The organism is Streptomyces camponoticapitis, assembly GCF_014646115.1.
In the GTDB taxonomy this organism is placed as follows: domain Bacteria; phylum Actinomycetota; class Actinomycetes; order Streptomycetales; family Streptomycetaceae; genus Streptomyces; species Streptomyces camponoticapitis.
This window is the reverse complement of record NZ_BMMV01000006.1, coordinates 120,780-146,587: the sequence shown is the minus strand read 5'-3', so window position 1 is coordinate 146,587 and position 25,808 is coordinate 120,780. Positions and strand designations below refer to the sequence as shown.

The following is a 25,808-nucleotide window of genomic DNA, read 5'->3' as shown; positions in this document are numbered from 1 at the left end:
CTGAACCACCGGGATGACGGGACAGCCCGCAGGAGCTGTCCCTCGGCTCGGGCCGGAGCGCCCGGTCCGGAGCAGGGAGCGTTTCCCCCCCGGCGGCGACAGCGCCGGGCTCTAGGTATCCGTACTCATGCCCGCGCGCCGCGCCGACCGGCAGTGTGTTCGACATGAGCGAGCCGCCCATCGCGCCCCCGGCCTTCGACGCCCCGGTGAAGCCCCGCCCGGAGCGAGGCCCCGACGTGGGAGCCTCCTGCGCACTCATGTTCGTCGAGCTGGTCGCCGTCGCCGTGATCGTCGTTCTGTGGCCCTTCTTCGACCATTTCGATCTCGACCCGGCCGCCAGCGTCGAGGCGGCATCCCTCTGGCGTTATCTGCCCGCCCTTGGCGGAGTCGGCCTCGTGGCGTTCCTGGCCGCCGTCGTCGCGTCCCGCGCGCGAGCGACCGTGACCGCGGTGAGCCAGGGCGCCATGGCCATGCTCATCGCCTGCGCCTTCTTCGCCGGAGCCGCCCTCCAGGCCCATGAGGACGAGCGGAATCGCCCTGTCCCCGCACCGACCGGACCGGTGGGCTGCCGCAGCGGCGGCGACAACAGCGAGTGCGCGCGGTACGGCGGATGACCGGGACCGGGGCCGGCTGCCGCCGCGCGGGTCAGCGCCGGGCCAGCCGTACGAGCGCGCGCAGCCCGGCCGACCGTCCCCTGTCCGGTACGGTCCACAGCGTCTGACCGCGTACGCCCCACCGCTCCAGAAGCGCGTTGGCGGCCAGGAAGCCCGTGGTCGCGGCGCGTTCCATGAGCGCCACCGGCAGATCCGTACGGACGAGGTCGCCCGCCACCACGACAGCCGGGTCCGGAGTGCGTACGGTGGGCCGGTCGCGGTAACCGCCCACCGGGAACAGCGGACAGTCCGACCGCCATTCGTGCCGCGCGTCGACGGTCCGCGCGTCCCGCGTCTCCGGGTACACCCGGTGCAACTGATCGACCAGCAGCCGCTGTTGGAGGGTCCGTTCGGCGCCGGGGGCTACGGCGTACGCGTGCAGCTCGATCACCGAGCCGCCGGTCCGGCTCGCCCATCGCGCCGCCTCGCCCTCCCAACGGTCCAGCACGCTCACGTTGTCGAGCCCGCCGAATCCGCTGGTGCCCAGGAAGCCGGGCCGGTCGGCGGCCACCGGGCGGTCCAGCCACAGACGCGACACCAGGAACGGCGGGGCCTCCCGCAACCGTCCGATCCGCCCCCGCCACGCCGCGTCGCACAACCGGGGGGAATCCGCGACCACTTGACGCAGCCCGCCGCTGTCCAGGGCGAGCACCACCGCGTCGTACCGCCGTGGCCGCCCCTCCGCCGTCACCGTCAGTCCACCGCCGGCCGCCGGTACCACGGCGTCCACCGGCGTTCCGGTGCGCAACTCGACGCCGTGGCCCGTGAGATACGAGCCCAGCGGCTCCCACAGGGCGCTGGGGAAGGGCTCGTCCGGTACGTCGAAGAGCAGGCCCTCGCTCGATCCCAGGAAGTAGATGTGGAACATCAACACCAGCTCGGCCGCGGATAGTTCGGCGGGATCGGAGAAGAAGCTGCGGGAGAACACCTCGAACGCCAGATGCCGCGCCGCCTCCGGGAACCCGATCCCGGCCAGGAATTCCTGGGCGCTGACCTTGTCCAACTCCTCGTAGACCTCAGGCACCCGTACGTCGAGCAGCGGCAGCGCGGCCCTCGGATCCATCCGGCCGAGATCCCGCCAGCCGAACGTGGGGCTGAGCCCGACGAATCCCAGGGCGCTCCACGGCGGCGTGCGGGGGACGCGGGCGAAACTGTCGTACGCGCCTCCGCTGTGCCGCAGCGGATAGTCGGGCAGCCCGGTCAGCGTCCCGAGGCCGGGGTCGGCACGCCGGAGCAGGCCCCGGAGGTTGTAGTACTGCCGGAAGAAGGCATGAAAGCCCCGGCTCATGGTGGCCGCCGAACCGTCGGCGAGCGTGACGGGCCACCCGGTCAGACGCCCACCGAGGCCCGGCTCCCGCTCGTACACCGTGACGCCCGCACCGCGCTCCGCGAGCGCGGTCGCGGCGGCGAGCCCGGCGATACCGCCCCCCACGACCGCGACATCAGGCGCGTCACCGGCGAACCGGTCCCGCCCCGGCGCCGGCCGGATCACCCGAGCACGGCGGTCCCGGCCCCGGCGCGGGACGGTCCGGCCGTCGCTTCGGCCTGTCCGGCGCCGGGCGGTCACCGCGAGCCCCGGCGGCCCAGGAAGGTGTGCGCGATACCCGTCTGCCAGCCCGGCATCGGCAGCACCCGGACCTCCGCGAACCCGGCGCGGCGCAGCCGTTCGGCGAACGCCGGCGCGGTGTCGAACTCGACCACGCTGCGCCACAGATGACGGTAGAGACCGGCGTCACCGGCCAGCCGCCCGGCGGGAAGGACGACGCCCCTGCACACGGCCGTCCAGACCGCGCGGTCCACGGCGCGTCCACCGAGCGCGTACTCGTGCACACCGATCCGGCCGCCCGGCGCCAGCAGGGACCGTACGAGAGCGAGTGTGCGATCGGGGTCGGTGACGTTCCGGAAGAGGTACGCGGCGAAGACCGCGTCGAACGGGCCGGTGACGCCCGCCTCCGCCAGCCGTTCCACGGACGCGTGGACGAACGAGACGCCGTCCGGCCACGGTTTGGTGACGGCTCGCTCCAGCATTCCGGCCGAGGCGTCCACCGCGACGATCTCGGCGTGGGGGGCGGCCGTCAGCAGCGCGGCCGTCGACGCGCCGGTCCCGCACCCCAGATCGAGCAGCCGGAGCCCGGCGCCGCCACGGGGCAGCCGCAGGCGCCGCGCGGAGCGTCTGAGGTGTGCGTGGTAGCCGGGGTTGACGCCCACCAGCCGGTCGTAGGCGAGCGCGGCGTGGTCGAAGGCGGCGGAGAGTTCCGCGTCGTGCAGGAGAGTCATCTGACGGCCGTTCCTTTCGGTCCCACCTGTTTCGTCGGTCTCATCGGTCTTGCCGGCTTCTCCGCGTCTCATGGAGCCCCGGGCCGTCGTCTCAGCAGCCACGGCAGTTCCGCGACGGTGCGCAGCATCGGCCAGACCGGGGTGCGCAGGCCGATCGTGAAGTCCTCGTACGGCCGGGTGCCGCCGTCAAGGAAACGGAGCAGCCGCTCCATCGGCACACGCCGGAACAGGCCTTCGAAGAACTCGGCGCCCTCGACCCGGCCGCTGTCCAGCCCCCGCAGCAGAACGGCGTCCATGGCCCTGGCGCGCGCCGAGTAGGCGGGCGGCGGCTCGGGCACCCGTCCGGCGTGGTACGCGGCGGCGACGGCCCGCGCCTGCCGCTGCACGGCGGCGAAGGTGTAACCGGTCGACGGGCGCGTGGCACCGCCGGCGGTCCCGATCCGGAACACCGAACGGCCCGCGCGCCGCGGAAAGCGGCCGTCGGTCATCGGGATGACACCCTGCTCGGTCGCGGTCACCTCGAACGGGCCGAGCCCCAGGACCCGCTCGGTGTACCGCCTGAGCGCCCGGGCGTATCCCGCGTCGTCCAGCACCGCGCGGGAGAACTCGGTGTATTCGACCAGGGCCTCGTAGGCGCTCGTCGGCAGGACGTAGCCGAACGACAGTCCGTGGACGGGCTGCGGGGTCCGGAAGTCCATCAGATCGGCGGTCGCGGGATCGAACACCGGTCGCTCGGTCCGGACGAACCAGCCGCGGAAGTGCTGGAGCAGCGTCGTCCGCGCCGGTGGCAGGACGCGCGGCGGACGCGAGTCGAACACCCAGCGGGCCCGCAGTGCCAGCTCACTCCCGTCGGCGGCGACGCCCGTCACCTCGGCGCCGCGGCCGGACGCCGCGTCCCTGATCCCGTCGACGCGGGCCACCACCCGGCGCGGCGCACCGGGCCCGTCCATCCGCTCCGCCAGCAGGGCTTCGAAGGAGCCGGACCGCAGCATCTTGTAGCGGAACGGGGCGGGCCGCCCGACGGTCGCCGCACCGTCCCGCCCGCGTACCCGCAGTGAGTCCCAGGAGGCGGTCAGCGCGCTGTCGAAATCCCCGGGGGAGGCCTCCCAGAAGCACCAGGTCCGCTCGGGCGGCCTCAAGGGGCCGGCAGGGGCGTCGACCAGGGTCACGGCGGGGACCGGGTGTCCGGGAGGAGGGGTGCGGAGCCGGTACGCGAGGGAGAGACCGGCCGCGCCCGCACCGACGACGATCACGTCCGTCTCCCGCACCACACCGCTCCTCGCCTCGGTCCGTCCCGCCATCAGGCCGTCATGCCGTCAGCATTCCGCATCGGCGGCCGACTTGGACGCAGGCGGCGCGGGCGGTGTGGTGCGGGTGCGCTGCCGCCCGCGTTGCGCCGAGCCCTTACGACGAAGCTGCCGGCAACGTGAGGTCGGTGCAGCCGTGTTGCTCGGCCCTCCGTTCGGCGAACGTGCCGAGAGCCTTCCTCGCGAACTCGGTCACCTCTTCGTCGACGTAGACATATTCCGTCGGAGCGACCCGGAAGACGGCCCGTGCGCCGTCACCGGGGCAGCGGGCGGTCGCCCAGAAGAAGCCCTTGGAACCGCCCGCTCCGCGCTTGAGATCGCCGCGGTCCGGATCGTCCGAGCGCGGGCGCTGCGCAAAGGGTCCGAACGCCGCCTCGAACTCGAACAGGTTGACGGCGTCGGCCTTCGTCTCGCCCAGTACGCATTCCTCCAGGGGCGCTGTGCCGCCGGCCGGACCTTCCTTGATCCAGTGCACATGGTCCTCATCGCCCAGCGGTATCCCCCCGCACGTCCCCGTCGCGTCGAAGCGCGAGGCGCGCTCCGGCTCGGCGGCGGGTGTCGGGATCCCGCCGCCGGCCTTCGCGTCGCAGTTCCAGCGCCCCGCCGCCTCGACCGCGGTGGCGGCCACCAACTCCGCGATGCCTTGGGCTCGGGACGCGTCCGCCGCGTCGTCGTCCTGCGCCGTCACGACCACCGACCCGGGCTTGTTGTCACAGGCGAGGACGACCGCCGTGTTGACGAGGTCGGTGTAGCCGCGCCACCCACCGCCGAGGGGTACGGGCGGGCCGTCCGCGTCGCCCTCGCCCAGCCGGTCGAAGACGTCGGGGCCGTCGCTGTTGGACAGGGAGTCGGGGATCCGGCCTATGGTGAGGTCGAGGCCCGCGACCGTGCACGAGTCGTAGTCGCCCTCGGACCCGCCGGCGCGGTAGTCCCGCGACAGACGTGCCCCGTCCTTGCCCGTGAACCCGGCGGACTCCTCGTAAGGGATCAGGCCCTCGCAGAACGTCTTCAGACTCTCCTCGTAGCGCCAGCCCTTCCCGGTGTCGCTCATCCGGTACCACCCGTAGCCGGCGGCGACCGCGAGTGCCAACGACAGTGCCACGTAAGGGGCCCAGCGGCGTACGGCTGCCTTCACTGACTGACCTTCATCTCTGTGCTCTCTCCGGATCGTTGTCCAGGGCCGGTTGGCGTGCGGCGCCACCAAACCCCTCCCGTTTCCCGGCGGATGATACGTGTGCCGCGCGCGGCTCCCGGACGGTCCGTCGTGGGCGATGCCCCGGGGCCGGTATACCGGCCCCGGGGCATCGGATGTCGCGTGTGCCGGCCGGTGTTCTCGGGGGAATCCGGCACTCGCGACGGTTCACGGGCGGCGCGAGGTCGCCCACGGGCCGCCTGGCATCCGCGGACGGTGCCTCGGTTCTAGACGATCGGCTGCGTCTGGGTGCAGTTCTTCCACTCGACCCACGGGCGGGCGCCGCCGTTCTTCGGACCGGTGGCGTACGTCGGGTCGCCGGTGATGGTCTGGTTCTTCTCCTCGTGGGTGATGTCGATGCCGAACAGCTTGAAGCCGAGCGTCACCTGGCCGGCCGAGATACCGAAGCCGATGCCGAGTGAGGCGTTCCACCAGTCGGTGTTGGCGTTGTAGTCCAGGCGGGACAGTTTGGCCTTGTCGTGGAGCAGGCGCTCCAGCGGTCCCGCGTCGCTGCCGGGTGCCTCCGCGGCGTCGGAGGGGGTGGGCAGGGCGTCGCTTGCGGGGAAGTCGCCGCGGCCGCGCAGCCAGTCCTCGATGAGTTTGCTGTCGCCGTCGTTGTCGAGGACCAGTTCGGCGGACTCGGTGTGGATCTTGGATTCGATGGTGCCGCCACCGCCGCCGACGTCGATGGTGACCGGTGTGCCGGGGACGTTGGCGCCCGCCCCGGCCTGGACGCCGGCGCCCGCGCCGTTCTCCTGGCTGGTGGTGATCACCAGTTTCTCGGGCCGGTGTTCCTTGCCGTCCTTCTCCTCCTGGTCGTAGGTCGCGGCGTCGTAGGTGACGGCGACCTGCTGCATGCGGGTGGCCTTGCCCTGGGCGAGTTCGCCGCCCTTGGCGTCGACGCTGAAGGTGTAGACGAAGGTGATCTTCCCGGCGTCCGGGCCGGTGTTGGCACGCATGACCACGACGTCCTCGGTCATGGTGCCGGTCCCGAACTCGCCGGATATGTTGCCGAGATCGGTCGGCTTGCCGTCCTTGTCCTTCCCGCCCTTGCCCTTCGTGAAGGACTTGCCGAAGCTGACGCTGCCCGCCGCCTCGGTGCTGGTCTTGGTGATGTCGACGTCCGGCGCCTTCTCCGGCGGCAGGTCGGGCTTCTTCTTGTCGGCGTGGTAGCCGCAGATCATGCCCAGTTCGGAGGAGCGGGGGCCGGCGGGCCTGCTGTTGCACTCGTCCTGGGCCTTCAGATACTCGGTGAACTCCTTGGCGTCCTCCAGGTTGAGCTCCAGGTCCTTCTGCGGGTCGCCGGTCTTGTTGCCGTTGAACAGCCACTGGCCGCCGCTGCCGCTGCCCTTCATGTAACTGCCGCTCAGGGACGCGCTGCCGCCCCAGTCCTTCAGACCGGGGATGCCGGCGGAGATGCTGGCGGTGACGCCGCCTCCGGACTCGGTGATCCGCTCCAGGGTGACCGTGCCGTCCGACCACTGCTGGAGCTTGACCTGCTCGGAGCTGCTGATCTTGATGAAGAGGATCTGTACGACGACTGTTTCCTTGGTCTGATCCTGGGAGAGCAGGCACTTCGCGGGCTGGAACGGGTCGCCGGGCGGTCCCTCGGGTGTGCCGTCGCCCCCGCCGCCGCCTCCGCCGTCGTCGCCCCCGCCTCCCTCTCCGGAGTCACAGCCTTCACCGCCATCACCCGCGTTGACGATCCGGCACACCGCGTCCTGAAGACCCACGGCCGTGTCCTCGGGAACGGTCAGCGCCACGATCCCCGCGACGACCGCGGCGACGACGCCGATCATCGCCACGTACTCGACACCGCCCTGACCCGTCTCGGCGTGCGCGTGCGCTCTGCGACGATGATCATTGTCGTTCATCCGAGCTCCTCGTCCAGGCCTTGACCGGTTCACTTGTTGGGGCTGGAGAGTAAGGAGTGTCCCGGGCCCAGTCGCAGGGCCTCAGGGCCCACTCCTGGGCCCACTGTGGAAAGGGCCCCCTGATCGGGCTGTTCATGGCGCCGATACGGGCCTCCGCGGCGTGGGAACGGGCGTGACGGAGGGGATGTCGAGGGGGGTGTGGAGGTTCGGCGTGCCGCGTGCGGGAGCGGTACGGTTGGAAGGACGAGGGCTTCAGGACCCCCAGTGGGTGGCATGGGCCCAGGAACGTCGTAGGTGAAGAGGTGCTCCGTATGGACGCGGATCGCGCCGAGCGTCTGACCGCGGAACTTCGTGACCGCGGAGTCATGGCGCACCTGGTGCACGCGGGTGTTTACGAGTTCGGCATCCGGGTCGTCCTCGACGACAGGATCGAGGCGCTCTGGGACATGGACGGAGCGGCGGGACTGGACGCGGAGATCGTCAACGAGGGAGCCCTGATCGGGTTCGTCCCCCATGTGCCGGGGTCGGAGGACTTCACCGAGGAACAGCTCGTGAACTGCATCGCCACCACGAACTACGCCCTCGACACCCTCCAGCGCCCCGCCGAGCGCGTCTCCGGACACGAGGCGCCCGCACAGCCCGCGCCGCCGTCGGACCGGTCGCCGTCCGCGACTCCTCCGGCCCTTCGGCATCAGCGCCGGGCCCACTGGATCCATCGCGGCAAGTCATAGCCACACCGGTCCCGCCCGGCCGGTCATGACCACGTGATCCGTGGGCGGGGTCGCGGACGCGCGTGCGCCGACTTGCGCCGAGAACCCCCCGGCGTCACTCCCACCGCGAAGTGGGGCATTCCGCGAGACTTGCCGCATGTCGGGCACTCACGGTAATACCTCGAACGCAAAGAGCACGCGGAGTGCGGCGGTACCGGGCAGCACCCCCCTCCGGGCACTCGACGCGCAGCAGTTGGACGTACTGCGCGGTGTGGGGCGGGAATGGCAGCGGGTGTCGGCGGGCTGCGACGTATGGCGGCGCGCGCTGCCGGTGGATCCGGATCTGGGGTCTCTCCCCTCACCGGCCCAGATCACGCCCGCCCGCTTCGGCCGGGTCGTCCCGGTCTCCCCCTTCGGCCCCACGGTGCTGGGCACCCCGCCGCCCCGGCTGCCGCCCGCCGGCGCCGCGGAGGAGGAGGGCCCACCGTCCCCCGTCGACCGGCCCCGCGGCATCTACCGGCTACGGCGCCTGCTGCTGGGACCGGCACTCGCGAGCACGGCCATCGCCCGCGAGCGCATGCGCAAGCTGGTCGCCCTGCCCGTCCTGTCCGCCGACGCGCTCTCCTCCGTCGCGTACGGGCCCGAGGCGATGCTCGTCGTTCTCGTTCTCGCCGGCAGCGCCGGAATCGGGTACACGATCCCCATCGCGGCCACCATCGTCTTCCTGATGCTGGCCATCGGCGTCTCGTACCGCCAGACGATCCGCGCCTATCCGCACGGCGGGGGCTCGTACATCGTCGCGAGCGACAACCTGGGCCGGGTCCCGGGGCTCGTCGCCGCCGCCGGGCTGATGACCGACTACATCCTGACCGTGGCGGTCTCCATCGCCGCAGGCGTCGCCGCGATCACCTCCGCCCTGCCCTCTCTGGACTCCTCCTCCGTACTGATCGGCGTCGCGGCCATCGCCGTCCTTCTCGCCTGCAACCTGCGCGGGATCCGGCAGGCCGGTGCCATCTTCGCCGCGCCGACCTACGCCTTCGTGATCGCGATGGTGGCGCTGATCGCCGTCGGCCTCGCCGACGCGGGCGACCGGAACTTCGACCCGGTGCCGGATGCCCCTGCCGGCGCCACCGAAGGGCTCGGCATCCTTCTCGTGATGCGGGCCTTCGCGTCCGGCGCGACGGCGATGACCGGCATCGAGGCGATCTCCAACGCGGTCCCCGCGTTCAAACCCGTGGAGTGGCGCAACGCCCGTACGACCCTGACCTGGATGATCGGGATCCTCGTCACTCTGTTCGCCGGCATCGTCGCCCTCATCCACTTCGACGGAATCCTGCCGCGCTCCGGCGAGACGGCGCTGTCCCAACTCGCCCACAGCAATTACGGCTCGGGCCCGATGTACGTGTACACCCAGGCAGCCACCGCCGCCGTACTGCTCCTCGCGGCCAACACCGCGTTCAACGACTTCCCGCGCGTCCTGTCCCTGCTGGCCCGCGACGACCACGCGCCGCGCCTCTTCGCGCGGATGGGCGACCGGCTGGCCTTCAGCAACGGGATCATCCTGCTGTCGGTCGCGGCGGGGCTGGTGTACGTGGCGTTCGACGGCCGCACCGCGTCACTCATCCCCCTGTACGCGGTCGGCGTCTTCCTCGCGTTCTCCTTGTCGCAGGCCGGAATGGTGGTCCACTGGTGGCGTCTGAGGGACCGTCACTGGCGCAAGAGCCTGGTGTTCAACGCGACCGGCGGATTTCTCTCCGCGGTCGTCCTCGTCACGGCGGGCATCACGAAATTCACCGAAGGTGCGTGGGTCGCGCTGGTGGCGGTCGGGGCGTTTCTCCTGGTCACGACGCGCATCCGGCGCCACTACGACACCGTGGCAGCGGCGCTGCGGCTCCAACGGCACGCGATCGAACTCCCGCGCCGGACCATCGCGCCTCGCGTGGCGGCGCCGGCCGAGGGCGTCGAGGGCTCGCCCGACGGGTCCGGCTCGCCGGGTACGCCCGAGGGGCGCGAGGTGCGGGACCCGGAGGCGTTCCACGAGCCGGGGGAGGCGGAGGAGACGGAGGAGGTGCCCGAGGAGATCCGGCATCTCTCCCTCGTACCGATCGAGACGCTGGACCGCGCCGGTATGCGCGCGCTCGCGTACGCCGCGTCGCTGGAGCAGCCGGTGCTCGTCGTGCACGTCAGCACCGGTGTCCGGGAGGCCGAGACCTTCCGTGAACACTGGCGGCTGTGGGGCGACCATCTGCCCCTCCAGGAACTCGTCTCCCCGTACCGTGCCGTCATCGCGCCCTTGGTGAACTACATCGAGGCCCTGCACCATCAGCGGCCCGACCTCACCCTCACGGTGATTCTCCCGGAGGTCGTCATGCGCCAACGGCGCTACAGCGCCCTGCACGGCCGGACCGCACCCCGCCTGCGCCGTGCGCTGCGCCCCCTGCGCAAGATCGTGGTCACCTCGGTGCCGTTTCATGTCTGAGAGCCGCTTGATATGTTTCTGGCATGAACAAAAGGGGAGCGGACGGCAGCGCGGGGGACGCGGACTACGGCACGATCGGCGGCGGCTACGCCGACCACCGGCGGCCCGACGAGCGGATAGCGGCAAGGATCACCGAGGCACTCGGGTTGTCGAGGACGGTTCTCAACGTCGGTGCGGGAGCCGGATCGTACGAGTCGACGGAGCTGGACGTGACCGCGGTCGAGCCGTCGGCAGCCATGCGGGCGCAGCGGCCGGCGCACCTGCCGGCCGCCGTCGACGCGGTCGCGGAGGATCTGCCGTTCGGGGACGGCACCTTCGACGCCGCGATGACCACGTTCTCCATCCATCAGTGGAGCGACTTCGAAGCGGGGCTCCGTGAGATGCGCCGCGTGGCGCGGGGGCCGGTGGTGATCCTGACCTGCGACCCGGATCTGGTACGGGAGTTCTGGCTGTACGAGTACGCTCCGGCGATCCTGGACACCGAGGCCCGGCGCTATCCGTCGATCGAGACGATCGCCCGGACGCTGGGCGGCAGGGTGTCCGTGAGGCCGGTGCCGATCCCGGTGGACTGCACGGACGGTTTCAACGAGGCGTACTACGCGCGCCCCGAACGGCTGCTCGACCCCCGGGCGCGGCAGGCATGCTCGGCCTGGAGCTTCGTCGCCGCCGACGAGCGGGAGCGATATGTCGAGGCGCTCCGGGGTGACCTGGAGTCGGGCGCCTGGGACCGGCGCCACGGATCCCTGCGTCAACAGCCCGTGCTGCACGGTTCGCTGACTCTCATCCGCGCGATTCCGTCGTAGCCGGCACGGAAATTGAGATGAGGCGACCGGCCGGTGTCGGCTACTGTCCTCCCAAGTCCAGCGGCCCCCGGGCGAGTTGACGTGGCGGGCCGGCCCTCGGACCCACAACTTCACACGCGGCACCTCCCGGTGCGCGGGCCGCGGCTGCTTCTTACGGGGAAACCACGCCGCACGCCGTTCTGATCTCGGGGGGGGGCACAAGCACCGGGGCGCCCGGTGCGCAGGCGACGGATACTTCCTTTCTCTCAAAAAGGGGACCCGGGTTCGAATCCCGGCGGTCCGGCTCCGGCCGGGCTGTGGTGCAGCGGCCCAGCATCCATGTCTCCGTCGCCGACTCCTGATCTCGGGCGCCCCGGTGCCGTGCGCGCGCCGCGTTCTCACTCGGTGCAGGCCTGGGCGATCGACAGGCTGTTCTCGTAGAGGTGATGGCGGATGATCCGGCCGTCCTGGACGGTGAGGCGCAGCGCGAAGGGCCCCTCGAAGGGCTTTCCCGTCGCGCGTACGGTCCCCGCCAAGTGCCCCGTCAGGACGGCGTCCTCGCCGTCGACCAGGAAGGCGTCGACGGTGGCGCGCGCGTCCTCGGGCACGACGTGCTCCATCAACTCCGCGAACTGGGCGGCGCATTCGGCTCCGGTGGAACGCGGGCGGATCCAGGGGACCACGGGGTTCTCGGCGAGCAGCCAGTCGACCTCGTCGGCGAAGATCGCGGTGAGCCGTTCGGTGTCTCCGGCCACCCGGGCGGCGAGGAAGTCCCGCACGACGGCCCGAGTCGCGTCGGAGGCGGAACTCGTCGTGCTGGCGGGGGAGTTGTCCGGCATGGTGTTCTCCTCGCGGGCTGCTGCCGGGAACCCCGCGCGGGCTCCCGTCGATGTTCTCGATCCTGCCGGGGGAGGGGAGCCGGGTCGATTACCCCCGAGGTAATCGACTCCGCCGCCCGGCCGGTCACTGACCCGGCTGCGAGGGCGGCACCAGCGCCTGGAGCGCGGCCAGCGCGCCGTCCGCGATCGGGGACGGCGGCGCCGACTCGGGCGGGACCCCGCGGAAGGCGGTCGGTGCCATTCCGTAGACCGCGCGGAACCGGCGCGAGAAGTGGTACGCGTCGGCGAAGCCGCACTGGACCGCAATGTCGCGCATCGAGAGGTTGCTCAGCCACAGCAGCGGCTCCGCCCTCGCCAGCCGGAGCCGTTCGAGCCCTTCGACGGGGCTGACCCCGAGATGCCGCCGGCAGATACGGCAGAGCGTGCTCTCCGAGACCCCGGCGGCCCGCGCCAGTCGCGCCAGGGCGAGCGGCCGGGCGACACCGTCCGACCAGTGGGCGCGGACGGCGGCCATCATGGCGACCAGGGGTTCGGGGAGCGGCCGCGGGCCGGTCTCGGGGCCGGGGCCGTGCACGAAGGTGAGGAGCAGCAGCCGCAGGGTCTCCTCGGCGTGCCGCTCCCAGCCCGGCGGGCGTGTCGCGCCGAGTGCCAGGAGGTACTGGCAGAGCGCGGCCATCGGATCGCCCCGCCCCGACAGTTCCCGGACGATCGGCCAGTCCGTGTCGTCGGGGGTCTCCCCGCCCGGTACGTCGGGGCGCAGCCGGAAGTGGGTGTAGGCGTGCCGGGTGGGCCGGTGGATGTCCCAGTGGAACGTGTCGCGCATACCCGGCCGTACGAGCAGCAGCGCGCTCGGCGCCAGAGGCACGGTCAGATCGCCGCAGACCCAGCGGGCGCTGCCGTGCAGCAGCCAGACGAACTCGTACGAACCCGCGTCCCTGGGCCCGAAGACCGACCCGGGCGGATAGTCGGCGACCGCGGGACCGAGCCGCGCCATCAGCGCCGGCGCCACGGGTTCCGGTCCGACCGTCACGGCCTCACCTGTCGCAGCCCCCGGACCGGTCGCGCCGCACCCGGGGCGTACGGATGTCCGTGGTGCCCTTGTAGGCGTACGGGTCCCGGCCCGCGACCAGCACGATGTCCCGGAAGTCGGCCTGGGCCATGGGCTGTTCGGCCTCCGGGGGCGCCCAGGGGAGCGGGGACGAGGCGCTCATGTAGTGGTTGACCAGGGCCCGGCGGAAGCCTCGACGGCCGGAGTTGGGCAGCGACTTGTGCAGGAGATAGCCGTTGAAGAGCAGGACCGACCCCGCGGTGATCTCGACGGGTACGGCGTCGGACTCCCCGTACGGGAAGTCGTAGGACTCGACCGTGCAGTCGTAACGGGCGTCGTCGTGCTCGCGGTTGGGGTAGATGACGCCTGGCCGGTGCGAACCCGGCAGGACCCACAGACAGCCGTTGTCGACGGTGGCATCGTCGAGGGCGAGCCAGGCGGCGGTGAGCGACCGGTCCCGGGTCGGGATGAACATCTCGTCCTGGTGCCACGCCTGCCCCGGCCGGCCCTCGGACTTGACGAACAGCATCGACTGCATCGACTTGATGTCGGGCCCGATCACGTCGGTCAGCGGGCCGACGACGGCGGGATGGCGCATGGTGTCGAGCATGAGCGCCGACAGCTTGTGCGGATAGTGGACGCACAGGAATCTGCGTACGGCCTCGTCGTCGCTCTCGCCCGCGACGGGCGGCAGCGCGCCCTCCACGACTCCCCGCTCGCCACGGCAGATCCGCACGGTCTCCTCGCGCAGCTCCGCCACCTCGGCCGGCGTCAGGACGCCCGGCAGTACGGCGTAACCGTCCCGGTCGAAGCGGGCGGCGAGGCCGTCGGCCGCGGAGGCGGCAGGCGCGGAAGCGCCGGTGGAGTTCTCCGGAATCGTACGGACGGTCATCGAATTCCCTTTCTCCCCGGGGCGCCGGATCAATGGAATGCGGTGCTGTTCCCGATGTTCCTGAATATCGCGCCCGCGTGCCATGGCTCGCCCGTGCGTACGGATGGCGAATCCTGTCACTCCGCATGATCCGATCATCTGTCAGAAACAAGCGGGACAAAGGCCGTTCACGAGTCTTGACGCGTTTCGCGGCATCCGAGTAGCGTCTTGCGGCACTTGCTAATACGTATTAGTTGGGAGTGCTCATGGCCCCTCCCGAACGGCGTCGACGGTCCACCCAGCGGGACATCGCCCGGCACGCCGGCGTCTCCCAGGCGACGGTGTCGCTGGTGATAAGCGGCGGCGCGGCGAGTAACCAGATCGCTGAATCGACACGCCGGGCCGTTCTGGCCGCGGCCGAGGAACTGGGGTACGCGGCCAATGTCGCCGCGCGCAGTCTGAAAGGCGGCCGGAACCGCCTTCTCGGGCTTTACACCTTCGAATCGGTCTTCCCGACTGACCAGCGCGATTTCTACTACCCGTTTCTGCTCGGCGTCGCGGAAGAGACGGCGCGGCAGGGCTACGACCTGCTGCTGTTCAGTTCCGACCGGGGCGAATCCAGCACCGGTACGCCGACGGCCGAGCGGTCGATCTATGCGGGCGGGGCCAACCGGCTGAAGATCGCGGACGGTTGTGTCCTGCTCGGCAGGAACGTCCGCCGCGAGGAGCTGTCGGCGCTGGTGCGGGAGGACTTCCCGTTCGTCTTCGTCGGACGCCGCGAGGTGGACGACGGTGAACTGTCGTACGTGGCAGCCGATTACGTCTCGGCGACCGGAGCCCTCGTCGCCGAACTGGCGCGGCTCGGCCACCGGCGGATCCTGTATCTGCGCGCTCTGGAGGACAGCGAGCCCACCAGGGACCGCGAGGAGGGATACCGGCGCGGGCTGGCGGAGGCCGGCATCGTCCCGGACGAGGCGCTGATCCGGCGGCTTGCCGATCCGGCGGACCTGTCGGTCGACCATCTGGAGGAGTGGATCGGCGGACTCGGGATCACGGCGCTGCTGGTCGAGCCCACCGAGGACGACCGGCTCACCGGGGCGCTGGCGACGATGGCGGGCACCGAACGGGTCCGGTTCCCGGCGGACTGCTCGCTGGCCCTGCTGGGTGATCCGCCGTCCTGGACACCGGAGTCGCGGAACTGGACGCGGTTCTCGCTGCCGCGCGCCCGGATGGCCGGCGAGGCGGTACGGGTCCTGATCGGACTGCTCGACCGGGAGAGCCCTGAACCGCGACAGCTGACGGTGCCCTGCGAGTTCGTACCGGGTGACTCGATCGGTCCCGTCCCCGCTCGCCCCGTCCCCGCTCGCCCCGTGCCCGCCGACCCGGACGGGAGGCCGACGACATGATCCGCATGATCGTGCAACGGCTGCTCATCGGGGTTTTCGTCATGTGGGGCGCCGCCTCGCTGATCTTCCTCATCGTCCGGGCCGCGCCCGGCGACCCGGCGACCGTGCTGCTCGGCCCGGACGCCGACCGGGGCCGGATCGACGAGCTGCGCGCCACGCTCGGACTCGACCGGTCCCTCGGCGCCCAGTACCTCAGCTACCTCGGTGATGTCTCCCGGCTCGACTTCGGCGAATCGCACCGGCTCGGCAGACCCGCCATGGACGCGGTCCTCGACCGGCTGCCCGCCACGATCGACCTCACGCTGACGGCCACCGCGATCGCGGTGATCGTGGGACTGACGCTGGGCCTGCTGGCCGGCGGACGGCCGGGCGGTCCGCTGGACCGGGTGGTCTCGGCCTGCACCATCGCCCTCCAGTCGTTCCCCACCTTCTGGATCGGCATCATGCTGGTGCTGGTCTTCGCACTCGGCCTGCGCCTGCTGCCCAGTTCGGGCGTCGGCACACCGCAGCATCTGGTGCTGCCGGCCGTCACCCTCTCCTTCCCCTTCATCGCGATCATCGCCCGGCTGACCCGGACCAGCATCGCGGAGACGATGCGCGAGGGCTACGTCCGGACCGCGCGCTCCAAGGGACTGACAGAGCGTCAGGTGCTGGTCGGCCACGCCCTGCGCAACTCGCTGATCCCGGTCGTGACCGTGGTGGGCGTCCAGGTCGGGGCCCTGGTCGGCGGGGCGGTGATCGTCGAGAACGTCTTCGCCTGGCCCGGCCTCGGATCGCTGGTGGTGGACGCGGTGGCCAACCGCGACTACGCCGTCGTACAGGGCGTCACGCTTCTGATCGCGGGCATCGTCGTCGTACTCAACCTGATGGCCGACCTGCTCATCGCCCAGCTGGATCCGCGTATCCGGACGGGAGCCGTCTGATGGCCGGCATCGCCGCCGTGCCCGAGAAGGTGACGACGGCGCCGCCGCGGAAGCGGCGCCGGCTGCTCTCCCGTATCCCGTATCTGGTCGTGGGCTTCTATCTGCTGGTCGCCCTTCTCGGACCGCTGCTGATCGACTACGACCCGGTGCACACCTCCCTGGAGGACCGGCTGCTCCCACCCGGCTCCGAGACGTCCACCGGAGGCACCGCGTGGTTCGGCACGGACGGGCTCGGCCGCGACGTGCTCGCCCAGATCGTCCACGGCGCCAGGACGTCGGTGCTCATCGGCGTGTCGACGGTCGCGATCTCCTGTCTGGTCGGGGTCGTCCTCGGTGCCGTCGCCGGTTACGTCCGCGGCGGCGTCGACGCCGTACTGGCCCGGATCTTCGACATCCTGCTGGCGTTTCCGGCGATCCTGCTGGCGATCGTGATCGCCGGCGCCTTCGAGCGCAGCGTCCTGCTGGTCGTCGTCGCGCTCTCCGCGACCGGCTGGATCACCTTCGCCCGCGTCACCCGTGGCGTCGCGCTCTCCATCAGGGAACGCCCCTGGGTCGACGCCGCGCGCGTACTGGGAGTGCCGGGCCGGGCCATCCTCGCCCGGCACGTGCTCCCGTTCACCGCGGGACCGATCGTCGCTCTGGCCACGCTCGAATTCGCGCTGGTGGTGCTCGCCGAGGCGGGGCTCAGCTTCCTCGGCATCGGGCTGCCCCCCTCGACCGTGTCATGGGGACAGACCATCGCGAACGGCAAGGAGTACCTCGAACCGCAGTGGTGGATCTCCACACTGCCCGGCATCGCCCTCTCCCTCCTGATCATCAACGTCGGGATTCTCGGTGACCAGCTCACCGCCCGCTACCGGCGTGGCCGCACCGACTGACGACGACCGACCCTCGTTCGCAGACAGGAGCACCACCATGACCAAGACGCGTGAGTACGGCAGGAGCCGGCTGCTCCGGCTCGCCGCCACCGCCACGGCGACCGCGGCGCTCCTCGCCGCCTGTTCGACGACATCGGGCGACGACGACAACGGCGGCGGCACCGGAGGCTCGGGCGACGTGACGGCCGCGGGCACCTACCCGATCGAGAGCCTGGACCCGCACGGTGCCCAGGGCGCCTCCACCGGAACGCAGTTGGCCGGGCAGGAGATCTTCAGCAGACTCGTGAAACCCGACCCGGACGGCACCCTCAAGGGCGACCTCGCCACCTCCTGGAAGCCCAACGGGGACGTCACGGCCTGGACGTTCACGCTGCGCGACGGGGTGAGGTTCTCCGACGGCTCCCCGCTCGACGCCGACGACGTGCTCGCATCCTTCCAGCGGATGATCAGCCTGAACGGCCCCAACGCGGGCAACTTCACGGGCTCCACGATGAAGAGGACCTCGGCCACCGAAGTGGTGCTCAGCAGCCCGGCGCCCGACGCGTCAGTGCCCGGGAAGCTCGGCACCTTCTACGTCGTCCCGTCGGACGTCGGCAAGGACGACACCGCCTTCTTCAACGACCCCGTCGGCTCAGGGCCGTTCACCGTCGACGGATTCACCCCGGGCGAGTCGCTGGTGCTGGTGCCCAACAAGGAGTACCGGGGCGAGAAGCCGGCGCCGAGCCGGGTCACCGTACGGAACATCCCGGAGCTGTCGGCGCGCATGACGGCCCTGCGCACGGGCGAGGTGGACATCGTCTGGGGCATCCCGGACGACCAACTGGCCTCGCTGGAGCGCGAGAAGGACCTGACGGTGCGGACGGTGCCGAGCAGCGCCGAGTTCACCATGTGGTTCAACTCCTCGACGCCCGCCCTCAAGGACGCGAAGGTACGCCGGGCGATCTGGCAGGCGGTCGACTTCAAGACGATCATCAGCGAGCTCTACCCCGAGACCGGCAAGCCGGCCGACGCGCCCGTGACGGGCGTCGTCCTCGGCCATGTGCCGCAGCCGCCCGTGGCGCACGACGCGGCAGCCGCCAAGGCGGCCCTCACCGACGCGGGCTTCGACTACTCGAAGAAGCTCCGGCTGCAGTTCGCCAACGCCGAGTTCCGGCCCTTCATCCAGGCCGTCGTCTCGGACCTCCGGAAGATCGGCGTACTTGCGGAGCCGCTGGAGAAGGAGCAGGCCACCTTCACCGAGGACCTGATCGCCCTCAAGTGGGACATCAACTTCCAGCAGCTGGCCACCCCCAGCTACGACGCGGCCAGCAACCTCGGCCGCCTCTACACCTGCGAGGCCAACCGGAACGGCTACTGCAACAAGGAGCTGGACGGTCTGCTGGCGGCGGCGGGAGCCACGGCCGACAAGGAGGAGCGCACCGGCCTCTACGGCCGGGCGAGCGCGATCATCTGGCGGGACGCCGTCGGGATGTACCCGATGTCGGTGAGCATCGCGTACGCCTGGAACAACGACCTCAAGGGCTTCGTCCCCGACGCCAGCGGCCTGCCGGACTTCGCCGGCGTACGGAAGGGCGGCTCGTGATCCCCGCCGGAACCGCCCGCGAACACGGCCTCACGAAACCGTCGCCCGCGACCGACGGACCGCCCCTGCGGATCGACGGCCTCGTGGTGGACCTGCCCGGCCCGCGCGGTACCCGGGTGCGGGTGGTGGACGGCGTGTCCTTCGACGTGCCACGTGCCACGACGGTCGGGCTGATCGGCGAGTCGGGCAGCGGAAAGACGATGACCGCCCAGGCGATCCTGGGCCTGCCGCCCGAGGGCGCCACCCTGTCGGGCCGGCTGCTGTGGCACGGCGAGGACCTGATCGCCGCCGATCCGCCGCGGCGACGTGCCGTACGAGGCCGGGAGATCGCGATGATCTTCCAGGACCCGCTGGCCGCGCTCAACCCGACCCAGCGGATCGGCCGCCAGGTCGGCGAGATCCCGCGCCGGGACCGGCTGCCGCGCGCCGAGGTGAGCCGCAGGGTCGTCGAACTCCTCGACCGGGCGGGTGTACCCGAGCCGAAGCGGCGGATGCGCGCCTACCCGCACGAACTCTCCGGCGGCCTGCGCCAACGCGCCATGATCGCTGTGGCGTTGGCCGGGAAGCCCTCGCTGCTGCTCGCCGACGAGCCGACGACGGCGCTCGATGTCACCGTGCAGTCCCGGATCCTGCGGCTGCTCGCCGACATCCAGGAGACGGAAGGTTTGTCGATGCTGCTGGTCAGCCACGACCTGCGGGTCGTGTCGCACGTCGCCGAACGGGTCGTGGTGATGTACGCGGGCCGGGTCTGCGAGCGCGGGCCCGCCCGCGACGTACTGCGCCGGCCCGCCCACCCGTACACCGCCGCCCTGGTACGCAGTGTGCCCGCCGTCAGGACCCGTACGGCGCTGGCCGATCCGCTGCCGGGCGCCCCGGCGACACCCGCGAACCGGCCGGCCGGCTGCGCGTTCCATCCGCGCTGCCCGCTGGCCCGTGCCCGGTGCCGCGGTGAGGTGCCCGCGGTACGGGAGGTGGCGCCGGGGCGCTGGAGCGCCTGCCACTTCGCGCAGGAGGTGCTGGGACCGTGAGCGCGAGAGAGCGGGAGGGCGAGCTCCTCGGGGAGGAGCGCGCGGTTCCACCGGAGCGCGCGCTGCTCGACGTGCGCGGTCTGCGCGTCCGTTACGGCGGGCGGGGATGGGGCCGCGGGGGCGGGCAGCTCGCCGTGGACGGTGTGAGCCTGTCGGTGGCACCCGAGGAGACACTCGGACTGGTCGGCGAGTCGGGCTCCGGCAAGACGACCGTCGCCCGGTGCGTGGCGGGTCTGCTCGGGCCCGGCGCCGGGACGCTCACCTTCGACGGCCGGCCCCTTGGCCGCGCGGGACGAAGACCGCCGGAGATGCGGCGCGCGGTGCAGATGGTGTTCCAGGATCCGCGTTCGTCGCTGAATCCGCGTATGACCGTCGCCTCGGTCATCGCCGAGGTCTGGAGCACCCATCCGGTCACCGCGCCCGAGGGCGACCGTACCGAGGCACTGCACCGGCTCCTCGCGGACATGGGGCTCGACCCGGAAGTGGCGTCGCGGCGGGCGGGGGACCTGTCGGGCGGTCAGTGCCAGCGGGTGAGCATCGCCAGAGCGCTGGCGGTACGGCCCCGGCTGCTGGTGTGCGACGAGGCGGTGTCGGCGCTGGACGTGTCGGTCCAGGCCCAGATCCTTCGGCTGCTGGTCGATCTGCGCGCCAGACACCGGCTCGCGATGCTGTTCATCTCCCACGACCTGGGGGTGGTCCACCAGATCGCCGACCGCGTCGCGGTGATGCGCCGGGGCGTGATCGTGGAGGAGGGACCGACCGGCGAGGTGCTGACCGCGCCGCGTGACCCGTACACCCGGGCGCTGCTGGACGCGGCCCTGGACCTGGACGACTCGGTGCCGGGCGACGGCACCGCCGACGACGAGGCGGTCGTATGAGCGAGGGTCGTACGAGTGAGAAGCGTGCCGGCGTGACTCCGGCGGCGACCGGCTGGAACACCTGGGACGTCCGCACCCACACCGGGATGAGCCTGCTGCCGTCCGGACCACGGGTGCGGTTGGGCGTACTCGGCGCCGAAGGCCCCGTACTCGACGGCTTCACCTGGCGCGACGGGCTTGAGCGGCTGGGGCACCACACCGTGGACGGCACCTTCGCCGAGGTGACGGTACGCGCGGCGGGCCACCGGCTGCGGCTGGTGTTCGCGGGCGGACCCGGCGAGGTCCTGCACGCACGCGCTGTGAGCACGGGCACCGTCGTGCTGTCCGTCGAGGGGCTGGACGGCGTCGACGACCGTACGGGCCGGCCTGATCCGGGCGGGGCCGCGCCGAACGGCACCTTCCGGGTCGCCACCGTCCTCGCGGGCGGCCTCCGTTGGACGCTCACCGCCTCGTCGCCGGCCCGCAGGATCGAGGGCCCGGCGCACGCGCTGGTGCTGGCGTTCGACCCCCCGGCCGGGGACGAGACCGAGGAGACACAGGACACCGCCGAACCGGCCACCGTGGACCTGCGGGTCGCGCCGGAGGGCGCGCCGGGCTCGGTGGCGGAGACCGGCGGAGTCCTCGCGGCGCGCCGTACCGCCGCCGACCGCACGCGGCTGCGTTCCGGCGGCTGGCTCGGCGACGCCGCCTCCGCACTGACCAGGGCCGTCACCTGGAACACCGTCCACGCCCCCGACATCGACCGCGTCCTCACCCCGACCTCACGCGACTTCGTCTGCGCCGAGCGGAAGGGCTTCTACGGCACCTGGGCCCTGCACGCCTGGGACACGTTCTTCACCGGCCTCGCCGCCTCCGCCGTCGACCGCGACTACGCGCGCGGGGTGTTCGGGCAGATCCTTCCGTACGCGGACGAGGCCGGCATGATCCCCAACCGGGTCTCGGACGACGGGGGCCGCACCGACGACCGTTCGCAGCCGCCGGTCGGCGCGCTGACGGTGTATCAGGCGTACCTCGCGGGCGGCCTGTCCCCCGGGACGCGCGACACCGCGCTGCTCGAAGACACCTTTCCGGCGCTGCTGGCCTGGCACGACTGGTGGCCGCGCGCCCGCCGGGGGCCGCACGGGCTGCTGGCGTGGGGCTCCGACCCCATCGCGGGCGACCCCGCGTCGGCGACCCTCGACCGGGCCAAACGGGAGTCGGGCCTGGACGATTCGCCGATGTACGACGAGTCGCTGTACGACCCGGCCACCCACACCATGGACCTCGCAGACGTGGGGCTGAACGCGCTGCACATCGCCGACGCCGAGGCGCTGGCGGAGATCGCCGACATCCTGGGCGAGCACGCGACGGCCGGCCGGCTGCGCGCCGAGGCGGAAGGGGCGAAGGAGGTCGCGGACCGGCTGCTGTGGGACGGTGGGCGGGGCGGTTACCGCAATCTCACCGCCGCGGGTGCGCACGATCCGCACGTCTCCCCGACGATGCTGTACGCGCTGCTCGGCGGGCTGCCGGGGGCCGGCCGTGCGGCGGACGTGGCCGCCGAACTGCTGCGCCCCGAGGCCCTGGGCGGCGTACGGCCGCTGCCGAGCGTGGCCCGGAACGACCCCGGTTTCGCGGCGACCTACTGGCGCGGCCGGATCTGGGCACCGATGGCGTATCTCGCCGTGCGGGGGCTGCGGCGCTACGAGTTGACCGAGCTGAGCCGGCCGGTGGTGGCGGCCCTGCTGCGGCTGTTTCTCGACGAATGGCGTGAGTACGGCCATGTCAGGGAGAACTATCCGGCCGTCGACGGGGAGAATCTGACGGGTCTTCAGAAACGTTCGGACGGACTGATGGCCTGGGGAGGTCTGTTGGCGTATCTGGCCTTCGGCGAACTGGCGGACGCGCGGCCCGACGGCTGGCGGTTCGCGCACCCGGGCGAGCCGGCCGAGCTGCGGAACCTGCCGCTCGGCGAGGGCCGCCTCGACGTACGGGCGGCCGACCGGCTCACTGTCGCCCTGGACGGACGGGTCCTGCTGGACATGGCGCCAGGCGTCGTCGTACGGCGATACCGGCTGACCACCGAGCGGGTCACCGGGACCGCCGAGGGCGCGGGCGACCTGCTGGTCACCCCACCGGGCGGTGGCCCGCCCGTGCCGGTGGACCTACGGGGCGGACCCCGGAGCTTCACGTTCGGCCCGGACGGAGGGCCGGCCGAACGTGGGGCTCCGGCCACCGCCGCCGACGCCACCACCGCCGCCGACGGCGCGGACAGCACGGTCGAGGCACGCGAGGGGAGCGGCACATGAGCGCGGAGACGTCGGCGGCCACGGACATCCTCGTCGTCGGCGGGGGACTCGGCGGAGTGGCCGCCGCCCTCGCCGCCCTCGACCGGGGGCGGTCGGTGCTGCTCACCGAGGAGACCGACTGGATCGGCGGCCAGCTCACCAGCCAGGGCGTGCCGCCCGACGAACACGCCTGGATCGAGCAGTTCGGCGCCACCCGCACCTACCGCGCGCTGCGCGAGGCGATCCGCGACCACTACCGGACGTGGTATCCGCTCACCGACGAGGCCAGACGGCGCCGGTATCTCAACCCCGGCGAGGGGCGCGTGAGCGCGCTGTGCCACGAGCCGAGGGTCGCCGCCGCCGTCCTGGAAGCCATGGTCGCGCCGTACGTGGCCGCCGGCCGGCTGCGGATCCTGTACGGGCACCGGCCGGTCGGAGCCTCCGTGGACGGCGACCGGGTACGGTCCGTGGTCGTCGAAGGCCCGGACGGTACGCGCGTCGAGGTGTCGGCGCCGTACGTGCTGGACGCCACGGAACTGGGTGAGCTGCTGCCGCTGACCGGCGCCGAGCATGTGACGGGCTTCGAGTCGCGGCGGGACACGGGGGAGCCGAGCGCGCCCGACAAGGCACAGCCGGCCAACATGCAGGCGTTCTCCTGGGTGTTCGCCGTCGACCATCTGGCGGGCGAGGACCACACCGTGGACCGGCCCTCCGGCTACGACGGCTGGGCCGCCTACCACCCCCCGCAGTGGCCGAACCGGCTGCTGAGCCTGAGCGCACCCGACCCGAGGACGCTGGAGACCGTGCCGCGCGGCTTCACGCCGAACGCCGACTCGGGGCCGGTCGTCGCCGACCAGAGCAAGGACGCGGGCGACAAGGAACTGTGGGAGTTCCGCCGGGTCGTCTCCCGGAAGCTCTACGCGCCCGGCTTCGTCGCGAGTGATGTGACCATCGTCAACTGGCCCATGATCGACTACCTCCCGGGACCGCTGATCGGGGTGGACGACAAGGAGCGGGACCGGCATCTGGCCGGGGCCCGAGAGCTGAGCATGAGCATGCTCTACTGGCTCCAGACCGAGGCGCCGCGCCCCGACGGCGGCACCGGCTGGCCCGGCCTGCGGCTGCGCGGCGATGTGTTCGGTACGGCGGACGGGCTGGCCAAGGCGCCGTACATCCGGGAGTCACGCCGCATCGTCGCCCGGCGGCGGATCGTCGAACAGGATCTCTCCCTCACCGTCAGGGGCGACCACGGCGCCGTGCGGTACCCGGACTCCGTCGGAATCGGGATGTACCGGATCGACCTGCACCCGTCCACGGGCGGCGACACGTACATCGACGTCGCCAGCAGCCCCTTCCAGATCCCGCTGGGCGCGCTGCTCCCCGTGCGGCTGCGGAACCTGCTGCCGGTCTGCAAGAACATCGGCACCACCCACATCACGAATGGCTGTTACCGGCTGCACCCCGTCGAGTGGAACATCGGCGAGGCGGCCGGCTCGCTCGCGGCGTACTGCCTCGACAACCGGCTCGATGTCGAGCAGGTGTACGAGGACGGCGAGTGTCTGCGCCGCTTCCAGGACGAACTCACGCGCGCCGGGGTCGAACTGGCCTGGCCCGAGGTCAAGGGGTACTGATGGACGGTCGGAGCAGAGGCGCCGGGGGGAAGAGACTGAGCCGCCGGGACATGAAGGGCTGCCGGCCGGGACCGGACCGCGACGAGAGGAGACCGGCCGACGGCCGCGCCCTGCTGGCCGGTGTCATGGTCCCGCTGGTCACACCGATGGACCGGCGGGGACGACCGTCGGCCCCGGCCGCCGACGCCCTGCTTGGCGCGCTGGCGGCGGCGGGCGCCCGGAGCCTCATGCTCTTCGGCAGCAACGGCGAGGGACCGCTGCTGCCCACGGCGCGACTGGGCGACTTCGCCACGGGGGTGGCCAAGCGCTGGCGTGAACTGACCGACGGCGGGCCGGTGTTGATGAATGTCACGGCCCCCGGCACCGCCGAGGCGCTGGCGCGGGCGGAGGCCGTCCTGCCCGCCGGGCCGGACGCGCTGGTGCTGAGCCCGCCGATCTACTACCACCACAGGCACGACGAGATCGTCACCCACTACGCGTCCATGGGCGGCCTCGGCGTTCCCGTCGTCGCCTACAACGCCCCCCGCTACAGCAATCCGCTGACGCCCCATCTGCTCGACGAAGTGACGGAACTCCCGCACCTCGTGGGCATCAAGGACAGCTCGGGCGACCTCGCGCTGTTCGGCCACGCCGTCGCCGCGGCCCGCCGCCGCGACGACTTCGGGGTCAGTCAGGGCGCGGAGGGGCAGGCACTCGACGGTCTGCGGCTCGGTGCCGACGGTGTGGTCCCCGGAGTGGCGAATCTGACGCCCGGAGCGGCAGTTGAGCTGTTCCGTGCCCACAGCGAGGGACGAGACGACGACGCGCGGGGCGCGCAGCGACTGCTCGACCAGGTGCTGGCGCTGCACACCGTGCGGCCCGGGGTGCCCGCCGTGAAGGCGGTCCTGGCCGCACGAGGGCTCTGCCCGCCGCATGTCGCGGCGCCCTTCACGCCGTGCTCCGAGCAGGAACGGAGCGCGCTGCTCGACCTGATCGCTCCTCTCGACGCACACCTCATACGCGCCTGAGCCCGTGAGGGCGCGAGCCCGATCCGGTCCGCGCCGGATCCGCACGCCCCCGCCGGGCCGGTAGGTCCCTGATCGGAGCCACAGGCCCCCGACCAGGACAGGACGTCACCGATCAGTCCAGTGCGGCCCCGATCACTTCAGTACGTCCAGGTCTGGACCGTAATGCCTCACGCCGGCTC

The 25,808-nt window shown here is 71.9% G+C and carries 21 protein-coding genes and 1 tRNA gene; 14 read left to right on the top strand and 8 right to left on the bottom strand.

Going from position 1 to position 25,808, the window contains the following annotated elements:
• Positions 1-164 precede the first annotated feature (164 nt).
• Positions 165-614, top strand: a complete 450-nt coding sequence (locus IEY79_RS11400) for a DUF6234 family protein (RefSeq protein WP_189107285.1) — start codon at positions 165-167, stop codon at positions 612-614.
• A 31-nt stretch (positions 615-645) separates the two neighbouring features.
• Here IEY79_RS11400 and IEY79_RS11395 read toward each other — a convergent pair whose 3' ends face one another.
• From IEY79_RS11395 to IEY79_RS11375, 5 genes are all read right to left on the bottom strand, one after another.
• Positions 646-2,145 carry an FAD-dependent oxidoreductase gene (locus IEY79_RS11395; RefSeq protein WP_229700807.1) on the bottom strand — a complete coding sequence of 500 codons (1,500 nt, stop codon included), beginning with the start codon at positions 2,143-2,145 and terminating at the stop codon, positions 646-648.
• Between the two features lie 71 nt (positions 2,146-2,216).
• Entirely contained in the window at positions 2,217-2,930 is a 714-nt protein-coding gene (locus tag IEY79_RS11390; protein WP_189107283.1) for a class I SAM-dependent methyltransferase, read from the bottom strand.
• Positions 2,931-2,998: 68 nt separating this feature from the next.
• Positions 2,999-4,198 (bottom strand): lycopene cyclase family protein, encoded by a 1,200-nt coding sequence (locus tag IEY79_RS11385; protein WP_189107488.1) that lies wholly within the window; start codon positions 4,196-4,198, stop codon positions 2,999-3,001.
• A gap of 136 nt (positions 4,199-4,334) precedes the next feature.
• Positions 4,335-5,372: a hypothetical protein gene (locus IEY79_RS11380; RefSeq protein ID WP_189107282.1), complete on the bottom strand. Its 1,038-nt coding sequence runs from the start codon at positions 5,370-5,372 to the stop codon at positions 4,335-4,337.
• A gap of 284 nt (positions 5,373-5,656) precedes the next feature.
• Positions 5,657-7,303, bottom strand: a complete 1,647-nt coding sequence (locus IEY79_RS11375) for a hypothetical protein (RefSeq protein ID WP_189107281.1) — start codon at positions 7,301-7,303, stop codon at positions 5,657-5,659.
• Positions 7,304-7,614: 311 nt separating this feature from the next.
• Here IEY79_RS11375 and IEY79_RS11370 point away from each other — a divergent pair, with 311 nt between their 5' ends.
• The 4 genes from IEY79_RS11370 (at position 7,615) to IEY79_RS11355 (ending at position 11,577) form a co-directional block, all read left to right on the top strand.
• Entirely contained in the window at positions 7,615-8,034 is a 420-nt protein-coding gene (locus IEY79_RS11370) for a hypothetical protein (RefSeq protein ID WP_189107280.1), read from the top strand.
• A gap of 136 nt (positions 8,035-8,170) precedes the next feature.
• Complete coding sequence (locus IEY79_RS11365; protein ID WP_189107279.1) at positions 8,171-10,492, top strand: APC family permease; 2,322 nt, start codon at positions 8,171-8,173, stop codon at positions 10,490-10,492.
• A gap of 23 nt (positions 10,493-10,515) precedes the next feature.
• Positions 10,516-11,295 carry a class I SAM-dependent methyltransferase gene (locus IEY79_RS11360; protein ID WP_189107278.1) on the top strand — a complete coding sequence of 260 codons (780 nt, stop codon included), beginning with the start codon at positions 10,516-10,518 and terminating at the stop codon, positions 11,293-11,295.
• Between the two features lie 208 nt (positions 11,296-11,503).
• A tRNA-Glu gene (locus IEY79_RS11355) sits at positions 11,504-11,577 on the top strand.
• A gap of 95 nt (positions 11,578-11,672) precedes the next feature.
• Here IEY79_RS11355 and IEY79_RS11350 read toward each other — a convergent pair.
• The 3 genes from IEY79_RS11350 to IEY79_RS11340 all read right to left on the bottom strand — a co-directional run bounded on the left by IEY79_RS11350 (position 11,673) and on the right by IEY79_RS11340 (position 14,053).
• The gene (locus IEY79_RS11350; protein ID WP_189107277.1) at positions 11,673-12,113 is read right to left on the bottom strand and encodes a nuclear transport factor 2 family protein; all 441 of its coding nucleotides are present in this window, start codon (positions 12,111-12,113) and stop codon (positions 11,673-11,675) included.
• 124 nt (positions 12,114-12,237) lie between these two features.
• Entirely contained in the window at positions 12,238-13,143 is a 906-nt protein-coding gene (locus IEY79_RS11345) for an AraC family transcriptional regulator (RefSeq protein WP_189107276.1), read from the bottom strand.
• A 4-nt stretch (positions 13,144-13,147) separates the two neighbouring features.
• Positions 13,148-14,053 (bottom strand): phytanoyl-CoA dioxygenase family protein, encoded by a 906-nt coding sequence (locus tag IEY79_RS11340; protein ID WP_189107275.1) that lies wholly within the window; start codon positions 14,051-14,053, stop codon positions 13,148-13,150.
• A 245-nt stretch (positions 14,054-14,298) separates the two neighbouring features.
• On the opposite strand from IEY79_RS11340, the gene IEY79_RS11335 reads away from it, so the two are divergent.
• Genes IEY79_RS11335 through IEY79_RS11295 form a run of 9 tightly spaced genes read left to right on the top strand, consistent with a single transcriptional unit; the run spans position 14,299 to position 25,629 of the window.
• Positions 14,299-15,438: a LacI family DNA-binding transcriptional regulator gene (locus IEY79_RS11335; RefSeq protein ID WP_189107274.1), complete on the top strand. Its 1,140-nt coding sequence runs from the start codon at positions 14,299-14,301 to the stop codon at positions 15,436-15,438.
• Positions 15,435-16,361 (top strand): ABC transporter permease, encoded by a 927-nt coding sequence (locus tag IEY79_RS11330; RefSeq protein ID WP_189107273.1) that lies wholly within the window; start codon positions 15,435-15,437, stop codon positions 16,359-16,361. The genes IEY79_RS11335 and IEY79_RS11330 overlap by 4 nt, the downstream gene beginning before the upstream one ends.
• On the top strand, positions 16,361-17,239 hold the full coding sequence (locus tag IEY79_RS11325) for an ABC transporter permease (RefSeq protein ID WP_189107272.1): 879 nt from the start codon (positions 16,361-16,363) through the stop codon (positions 17,237-17,239). The genes IEY79_RS11330 and IEY79_RS11325 overlap by 1 nt, the downstream gene beginning before the upstream one ends.
• 37 nt (positions 17,240-17,276) lie before the next feature.
• Positions 17,277-18,821: an ABC transporter substrate-binding protein gene (locus IEY79_RS11320; protein ID WP_189107271.1), complete on the top strand. Its 1,545-nt coding sequence runs from the start codon at positions 17,277-17,279 to the stop codon at positions 18,819-18,821.
• Positions 18,818-19,849, top strand: coding sequence for an ABC transporter ATP-binding protein (locus IEY79_RS11315; protein ID WP_229700806.1), 1,032 nt, complete (start codon positions 18,818-18,820; stop codon positions 19,847-19,849). Before IEY79_RS11320 ends, IEY79_RS11315 begins: the two co-directional genes overlap by 4 nt.
• Positions 19,846-20,727 (top strand): ATP-binding cassette domain-containing protein, encoded by an 882-nt coding sequence (locus IEY79_RS11310; protein WP_229700805.1) that lies wholly within the window; start codon positions 19,846-19,848, stop codon positions 20,725-20,727. The genes IEY79_RS11315 and IEY79_RS11310 overlap by 4 nt, the downstream gene beginning before the upstream one ends.
• Positions 20,724-23,012: an amylo-alpha-1,6-glucosidase gene (locus IEY79_RS11305; RefSeq protein ID WP_189107270.1), complete on the top strand. Its 2,289-nt coding sequence runs from the start codon at positions 20,724-20,726 to the stop codon at positions 23,010-23,012. The genes IEY79_RS11310 and IEY79_RS11305 overlap by 4 nt, the downstream gene beginning before the upstream one ends.
• Complete coding sequence (locus tag IEY79_RS11300; protein ID WP_189107269.1) at positions 23,009-24,622, top strand: FAD-dependent oxidoreductase; 1,614 nt, start codon at positions 23,009-23,011, stop codon at positions 24,620-24,622. Before IEY79_RS11305 ends, IEY79_RS11300 begins: the two co-directional genes overlap by 4 nt.
• Complete coding sequence (locus IEY79_RS11295; RefSeq protein WP_189107268.1) at positions 24,622-25,629, top strand: dihydrodipicolinate synthase family protein; 1,008 nt, start codon at positions 24,622-24,624, stop codon at positions 25,627-25,629. The genes IEY79_RS11300 and IEY79_RS11295 overlap by 1 nt, the downstream gene beginning before the upstream one ends.
• Positions 25,630-25,808 lie beyond the last annotated feature (179 nt).